7 protein-coding genes are annotated in these 7,629 nt (G+C 57.3%); 6 read left to right on the top strand and 1 reads right to left on the bottom strand.

Translation table 11 applies throughout. The features are described from left to right. Window positions 1-670: 670 nt before the first annotated feature. The 4 genes from KBF66_RS17925 to KBF66_RS17940 all read left to right on the top strand — a co-directional run bounded on the left by KBF66_RS17925 (window position 671) and on the right by KBF66_RS17940 (window position 4,106). A complete protein-coding gene (locus tag KBF66_RS17925) occupies window positions 671-1,072 on the top strand; it encodes a GreA/GreB family elongation factor (protein ID WP_296660687.1) in 402 nt (133 codons plus the stop codon). A gap of 64 nt (window positions 1,073-1,136) precedes the next feature. Further along, on the top strand, window positions 1,137-2,132 hold the full coding sequence (locus tag KBF66_RS17930) for a universal stress protein (RefSeq protein ID WP_296660691.1): 996 nt from the start codon (window positions 1,137-1,139) through the stop codon (window positions 2,130-2,132). A 172-nt stretch (window positions 2,133-2,304) separates the two neighbouring features. Continuing rightward, window positions 2,305-3,168 (top strand): hypothetical protein, encoded by an 864-nt coding sequence (locus KBF66_RS17935; RefSeq protein ID WP_296660696.1) that lies wholly within the window; start codon window positions 2,305-2,307, stop codon window positions 3,166-3,168. 26 nt (window positions 3,169-3,194) lie between these two features. After that, complete coding sequence (locus tag KBF66_RS17940) at window positions 3,195-4,106, top strand: bifunctional GNAT family N-acetyltransferase/nucleoside diphosphate kinase regulator (RefSeq protein WP_296660700.1); 912 nt, start codon at window positions 3,195-3,197, stop codon at window positions 4,104-4,106. Between the two features lie 449 nt (window positions 4,107-4,555). Here KBF66_RS17940 and KBF66_RS17945 read toward each other — a convergent pair whose 3' ends face one another. Beyond that, a complete protein-coding gene (locus KBF66_RS17945) occupies window positions 4,556-5,818 on the bottom strand; it encodes an Hsp70 family protein (RefSeq protein ID WP_296660704.1) in 1,263 nt (420 codons plus the stop codon). Window positions 5,819-6,278: 460 nt separating this feature from the next. On the opposite strand from KBF66_RS17945, the gene KBF66_RS17950 reads away from it, so the two are divergent. Next, window positions 6,279-6,659 carry an antitoxin Xre-like helix-turn-helix domain-containing protein gene (locus KBF66_RS17950; protein ID WP_296660707.1) on the top strand — a complete coding sequence of 127 codons (381 nt, stop codon included), beginning with the start codon at window positions 6,279-6,281 and terminating at the stop codon, window positions 6,657-6,659. A 61-nt stretch (window positions 6,660-6,720) separates the two neighbouring features. Next, on the top strand, window positions 6,721-7,350 hold the full coding sequence (locus KBF66_RS17955) for an RES family NAD+ phosphorylase (RefSeq protein WP_296660711.1): 630 nt from the start codon (window positions 6,721-6,723) through the stop codon (window positions 7,348-7,350). Window positions 7,351-7,629: the final 279 nt, after the last annotated feature.

Below are 7,629 nucleotides of genomic sequence, written 5' to 3' on the forward strand. Positions count from 1 at the left end.
CCCGCTTCAAGGTCGCGCGGGAGTCTCTTGTGCAGCGGTTGCGGTCAGAAGGCATTGCAAGCCGAACTGCCGCTCTCGGCCATCAGCCGTCACAGAAATGGCCATCCTGGAAGTCTGGTAACGGCTGAACTCGTACATTCTTGGTTACGGTGGAATTTTTGCGCTCACCATAAGCAGTCCTCGTTACACAAATCACGCTAGGGCACCCGCTTCGCCCTTAAGGGGTCACTTGGCCCCGAGTTCCGCAGACGCGTCTTGGTGGGCTTGCGCCGCACGCTGACCTGTTCAGATCAAATTCTCCGGCTCCCACAGACGGGCTCGATCACGCCCTGCCTCAAAGTCGCTCTTTGCACTTGGCTTCGACTTCGGAGACATCACAGAGCGCCGCAGAAATTGGACATCCTTTTGACAAACACATCGGCCTAGGCTAAAATATCTCCATGCATAGGTCCTTCGCTACAACCACCATTACACGCGCAGCGTCTGTTGCGTTGGGTTGTGGCGCGCTCGCGGGCCGCAAATCGGGTGCTCAAGTCATCGGCCACATTGCCGCAGACTTCTAAGCCCGGCGATCCTCTCTTCCTTTAAGCGCAAACCATCATCGCCGGGCCCCAAGCCAAGCGCGATGACGACTTCATTTCTGCATGAAGTCAGGCTTTCAGGAGTTTCTATGGCATCCCTTTCATATGCGGAGCGTACGCTCACGCAACTTGACGTCGCTCGTCTTTCTCGACGTCTTCCAAACGATAAATCATCCCCGCTTGTCGACTGGCTCGATGAAGCAACAGTGGTCGAGGCGACTCAGGTCCCTGATGACCTCATCACCATGAATTCCTTGTTCATGGTTGAAGACCTGCAATCCGGCGAAACAAAGAACATCAAGATTTGTTATCCCGAGAGTGCTGATCCTGCCCACGGCAACATCTCTGTGCTTTCTCCGGTCGGGGCCAGTTTCTTAGGCCGACGTGTAGGAGAAACAGTTGTGTGGCGCAGCCCTCAAGGTAAGGAGCATTCGGCGCTTGTGAAGCAAGTGTTGTTTCAGCCAGAGGCTTGCGGCGACTACGCGCTGTGAAATCGTCAACAAAACACACACCCTGCCGCATGAATGCGGTGACCGATCACGCCAAGGACCTCCCATGACCTACCGCTATCAAAAAACATGGCCGCCGCCCAGCCAGCTGGCATATGAGCGCCTGAAGTTTGTTTCGAAAGCGCCGGACGCACCGGCGCACCCTCCAACTCGTGTCCAAAATGAATCGGACCTTCTTCCCCGAGCCAATGGTCGCTTGCACTCCGTACTCGCCATCACTGACCTTGGCCCTGAATCCGAGAGCTTGCTGAATGCCGCCGCCAGGTTCGCGCTCCAGCAAGGGATGGCGCTGTATCTTTCCTACTATTGCAATAAGCCACAGCACGGCTACACACATCCCATCGACAGACTCATCCAAAGGGCACGGCATCTGAGTCGCCACCACCAAATGCAGGTGCATTTGGGTGTAAAGCGGGAACTGTTAGAGAAAGATCTGCCGTCTTTGGCGCAGGGCTTTGATCTGGTTTTCATCCAAAGGGATCAACTGCTGCAAAGAAGTTTTTTCTGGTCATCTCCATTGATCCGGGGGCTTCTTGATCACGCTCGCATTCGCGTGATGGCCTGCACACCATCGGCCGTCATACCAGGACCCAATGCGGTAGTGGCTTCAAGACATGAAGCTGCCGTTCCACCGCTGGTCTCTGCACTCGCCATGTTGGGGGAAACAAAGACCATCGAGTTGCTGCACGTTGTTGACGGCGCCAACTTCCCGTCACTCGACGAGTTTGAACAAGGCAAAGGGGTATTCCACCACACCCTGCGCCAACATTGGGTGGCGGTACGCCAACGGTTTGATGCTGCCGTTGCAACCCTAAGCCCGGAAGTGAAGGCCAGAATTGATCTGGTTTTGGCGCATGGTGACACACGTTCTGAAATCCTCAAACGGATCCACTATCGTGCTGGCTCGACGCTGGTCCTTGGATGGCATCACCGACCCAGACTCGTGTCTTTGTTGCGCGACCGCCTGGTCCTGCGTTTGCTGCGGGATGTCGGTCGCCCCGTGCTGCTGGTTCCACTGCACAGGTCGGCGCAATCGACATGACACCTAACAGAGTTAGCAAACCTTGGGGTGCGGTATTTGGTACGGGCGACTGCATCACCTGACAAGCTGACTTTTCGGTTGCTCGTGAAACCATGCTTGGTCGTCCTCAAATAAGAGGCCAGGCGGTCCATGAACTCCGGAAGAACGCCTTGACTTGGAGGACTTCATAAAAATGGATATCACACGGGAATTCATTCGATCCAAAAAACCTTGCACGGCAGGCTACCGCTGGTACCTGAAACGGCAGGAAGACCTGAGCGGCTACCAGCAACTGCTGGACGATTTGGTTCAAGAGGGGCATATCGCAGATGCCTGCTGGTTGCTTGACCAACTCGGGCCTACCGACGATGTGCTCACGTTAGATGCACTGCATGCAGAGGCATTCGTGTATGCAGGTTCTGTCGTCTGCAAAGGGCCGATCGAAGTTGGGACCGTGATGCGAACGGGCGCGTCGCTCGCGGTGCGCGGTGGCGTGCGCGTGGGCAGTCAGCTGCAGGTAGGGGGTGATCTGCGCGTTGAAGGCTCGGTGCAATGCGAAGGCCCCTTCGCGGTGGCGGGTGACACGCGGGTGGAATGGTCGCTACGCGTGCTGGGGGCTGTCGCAGCAGGTGGTCACTTGCGGGTGGGCTGGGAAGCCGACTGTGGCGGCCCCGCCGTGGTTCAGAGGTCAGTCACGGTCGGTCAAGATCTCGTGGCCGGGGCCGACTTCAGCTGCCGCAGTGGCATGAAGGTGGGCGGCGACGTACACGTGGCCGGCACGCTGGAAGTCGCCCAGGGCGTGCAATCGGGCCAGTCGGTGCGGGTGGGTGGTCACCTCCATTGCGGCTGGGGCTTGCTGGCGGCGCACGACATCACTGCAGACGGCTCCATTCGCGTGGGTGAAACACTGCAGGCTGGCGGTCAGATCCAGTCGGGGCAGGACTACGGTGTCTTCGCCGGGTTGATCACCCCCATGGAGGCATGGGAGCAATGTGGATTCGTGCGGGCGCTGACCCGGCCCGAAAGGCTGGTGAGCGGCTGCTGGGTTGCAGCATGAGCCGCCACTACGTCATGGTGGCTGATATGAGAGCGCCTTTCATTTCTCTGTGCCCCGAAATCACCCGGCAAGACGCGCTCAAGCTGATGGATTGGCTGCACGACGAAGACGTGATTCGTTTCCTGAGTGATTCACGCGGAGTGTCTCGAATGATCGAGCGGGTCATCGACCGGGTGCAGTTGCCCATCCTCACGCATTTGTTCAACCAAGGCGGGCGTTTCTTCATGGTCTGTAACCGGCATGATGTGCCTGTCGGATTTGTGCGACTGGTCAAGGCGGGCAGGGATTGCGAGATGGTGCTGGTCATCGGCAACCGGGACAACTGGGGTCGAAAGCTGGGCGCCAGCGCCATCCGCGAGGCCATGAAGATCGCTTTCTTCGAGATGCGGGCCGACAGGTTGATCGCCAAGATCCATCCAGAAAACGCTCGATCACTCCGGGCTTTCTTGCGCAGCGGCTTTGAGCTGCAAGGCAAAACCCCCTCGATGAATTCGCTGGTCATGGGCTCCGAGCGCTACCTGCGGCTCTTGCGCGAACGGCCTGCTTTTCACAGCGCAGACATCCACATCACTGAAATCGACAAGACCCGCATCAAACGCTTGATTGAGCAGGAGCAAGGCGCTGATATTTTTGAGCTCGAACACGAGATCGAACGTGCCATCGTGGTCGATCCGGGACATGTGGCCGAGGACGTCGTCACAATGAACTCCAAGGCTTTGCTGCACCTGGACGACGAAAAGATGGAGGTGGCCTTGGTCTACCCCGAAGACGCAGATGAGCATGCCGGTAAAGTTTCTGTATTTTCCAGTATCGGCACTGCCATTCTCGGCTTCAAGGCGGGCGATGCCTTCAACTGGCGTATTCCGAACCGGACCTGCTATATCCGGATTGAAAAGGTGCTGTATCAACCCGAAGCTGCGGGCGATTTTCATCTGTAGCATGGCATGCGGAGCATCAGTGGGCTGTTTGAAACCATCAAAGCCAAGGAAAAGCCTGAACTTTTTTGAAGGCAACGGGTTAGTTCGCGCCAGGCATTGAGGCGATCCCCATGTTTTCTTAGGATTCTGGAAAAACGATACTCAGAAGTTTGCCATGAGGGTTTCCCCAGCGCGCAGCAGTGGCCTCAATTCCTCCCTGATTGTTCAGACACACTCTGCCAGAGTCAGCTGTCGGCCGATCAAGGCACGGTCAAAATGATTTGACAGACAATACCAGCGAGAACGTTCATTGCCGAACCACGTTTATCCGATCTGAGCGCTCGAAACCGGCGGTTCCTATCTGCGATGGAAGGTCCATCAAGTAGCGACCAATTCCATGGTCGCTCCACCGGCTGTCGACCAAAACCGGGGGCCCTGATCTCCAAGTGGCTCACCCGGCCACCAACCGGTCAAACCCTGACGTGGGAATAAGCCAATCCCGCCGCCACCCCGCCAAACAGGTCACCTTCAACCAGATCGACACCCGGAAATTCAGCCTGCAGCGCGGACTGAAAAGCACGCAAAGCCGACGAGCCACCGGTCAGGTAAATCGCATCCAACGCACCAGCGGTCAGATCGGCACGCTGTACACACTCACGCGCACAGGCCACCACCCGCCCGAGCAACACCGCCAGATGCTCACGCATATCGTTGGGCGCCATCTGAACGGCAAAACCGGGTTCGACAAACGACAGATCCACCGCTGTGCGCTCATTCAGGTCAGAGCAGCGGATTTTGGCCTGCTCCAGTTCATGCGCCATGTGGTGACCTTGACGGTGGTTGAGCACTTTCATCAACCGCTGGTGCAAATGCGGGTCCGAAAAATTGGGACGCAGGCTGCGGGCCTGGCTCATTGCGCGCGACTGGTACAGCCAGTTGATCAGATGCCAGGTGGACAGATCGAAAAAGATGCGACTGGGTACTTCGCGCTGTTGTGGCCCCAGATGACGGTAACCCAGCATCGGCATCACTTGCTCCAGGCTCAATTTTTGGTCAAAGTCCGTGCCACCAATGTGCACACCCGTGGTGGCCAAGATATCACTGGTGCGTGCACCCAGCGTCATGCGCTGCGGACCCAGTCGCACCACCGTGAAGTCGGAGGTGCCACCTCCAATGTCCACCACCAGCACGATGGATTCACGTCGCAGGCGGCGCTCATAGTCCAGGGCGGCAGCGATCGGTTCAAGTTGGAATAACACGTCGTCGAAACCGACGGATTGTGCTGCCTGTCGTAGTGAGCGTTCGGCCAGGGCGTCGCGCTCAGGGTCATCATCCACAAAGTGCACCGGGCGGCCCATCACCACACGAGTGGGTGAAGTACCCAGCGACTGGGTGGCGCGTTCGCGCAAAGTCGCCAGAAAGGTGGCAATGATGTCCTGAAAACTGACTTGGTGATGGTTGATCACCGTGGTTTCCTGCAGCAAGGGGCTGCCCAGCAGGCTTTTGAGCGAACGCATCAGGCGCCCGGGTGTACCCCCCAGGTACTGGGCCACAGCGTCGCGGCCAAAGTGGGTGCTCAGATCCTCTGAGTTGTAGAACACGGCCGTGGGCATGGAGGTGGCCTGACCTTCCAGAGGCAGGTGGCGGGCATCACTCAGCGGGTCAGCCCAGGCCATGGCGGAATTGGAGGTGCCGAAGTCGATGCCAAGCGTGCCCTGGGAAGAAGAAGTCATGAAAAAGAGGTGTGTGGAGGGGACACCGCCCCATCCAAATGAGGGGTCGAGCAGGTACAAAAGAGTCAGGACGGGCGATTCTGCCAGCTTGGACCAAACGCTGGAGTCGTTTGTGTGCATCCTGGGATTGGTGCCACCAGGCGAAGTTGGTCATGTTGCGGTCGGCTGTAACGGTTTGTGCCAGAGATCCAATACTGACGTACTGCTCAACAATCATCCGCCAACCTGCCGCGATTTGGACTCGAACCAATGCCTGTTCCACCGACACCGATGGATACGCCTGAATCACCCGTACAAACACGAGCCCGGCTTCTTTGCGCAAACCAAGCCATTTCGGCATCATGCGCATCGCCCTCCTCTTTCGCATTGGTCAGAGTCTTGGCGTTTAGTGCTGTTTACAGATCCACAGAAATTAATATGCCATAATATTTCTACTGAATCATCTAAATGAGGGCGCACCATGACTGCCATCAAATCCCAAGTGACCCAGCAGCCCGAAGCTGCCGCAGTGCTGAGCAAGGCCGTGGCCCGCGCCGCCGAGCGGTTGGACGTATCGAAAACCTTGCTGTCCAAGGTGCTGGGCGTGAGCGCACCCACCATCTCCCGCCTTTACAACGGTAGCTACCAGTTGGACCCCAAGCGCAAGGAGTGGGACTTTGCCTTGCTGTTTGTGCGCGTGTTTCGCTCGCTCGATTCCATCGTGGGGGATGAAGCCACCGCGCGCAAATGGCTGCTCAGTGACAACCTGGGCCTGCAAGCCAAGCCGGTTGAACTCATTCGCCACACCGAAGGATTGGTCCGTGTCGTTCAATACCTGGATGCCAGCCGCGCTCGCGTCTGAGGCCCGGCCTTGGACCGGATCGGTCTGGCGCATGGTGGAAGCTCAGCACACGGCATCCACCATGAAGATTGTTGATACCAACGACGAGCAAAACTTGCTGGAATCTTTGCTGGAAGGCAGCAAACCCGCCCAACCCGATGCCACCCAGGATCTGGACTACCTGTTGGCCACACCGTTTCGTTACTACCCGGCGCGACCTGGCTCGCGCTTCAGAGCGGTCACGGATCCTGGCGTTTTTTACGGTGCCGAGTCGGTGCGCACCGCCAGCGCTGAGCTAGGCTACTGGCGCTGGAAGTTTTTGAAGGATGCCGTGGACCTGGACAAATTACAACCCGTAGCCCACACCGCCTTCAGTGCCGAGGTCAAAACCCAGGTGATTGATCTGCGCCTGCCGCCGTTCAGTGAACAAGCGTCTTCGTGGTCACATCCCAGCGATTACACGGCCACCCAAGCCTTGGCGCAGGTGGCGCGCACAGCACAAGTGGGCGCCATTCAATACGCCTCTGTGCGTGACCCGCAGCCCGCCTGGTGTCTGGCTCTGCTCACACCACAAGGGTTTGCCAAACCCAAACCCAATCCTTTGATGCAAACCTGGTGGCTGGCGGTGCATCAAGATGCCGTGACCTGGCGGCGTGACAACGCGTCAATGACATTTTTTTCAACTGATTGGTCTGGGCCCGAGCTGGTTTGATCGACGGATAGCTTCACAACCTCTTCTGTAGCGTCGATAACAATTACTGCTGAATTCATCCGTTTCCTTCGTCTTGAGTAAGGTCTCTATGGCAACATCAAACTTCAACTTGTCACTCGCAGCTTGACGTAGTTGACTTTGTGCATCGGGTGAATGTGTTCAAACCCAAGGTCGGCTATTTGGCTGGCAAATGGGTGAATCGAATTGCGACAACAGGTCTTGAACAGTCGACCGCTCGGAAAACTGGCCAATATCCAGGCCTGTGACTCTTCAAGGCTG

It is taken from the genome of Rhodoferax sp. (assembly GCF_018063565.1).
Classification (GTDB): domain Bacteria; phylum Pseudomonadota; class Gammaproteobacteria; order Burkholderiales; family Burkholderiaceae_C; genus Rhodoferax.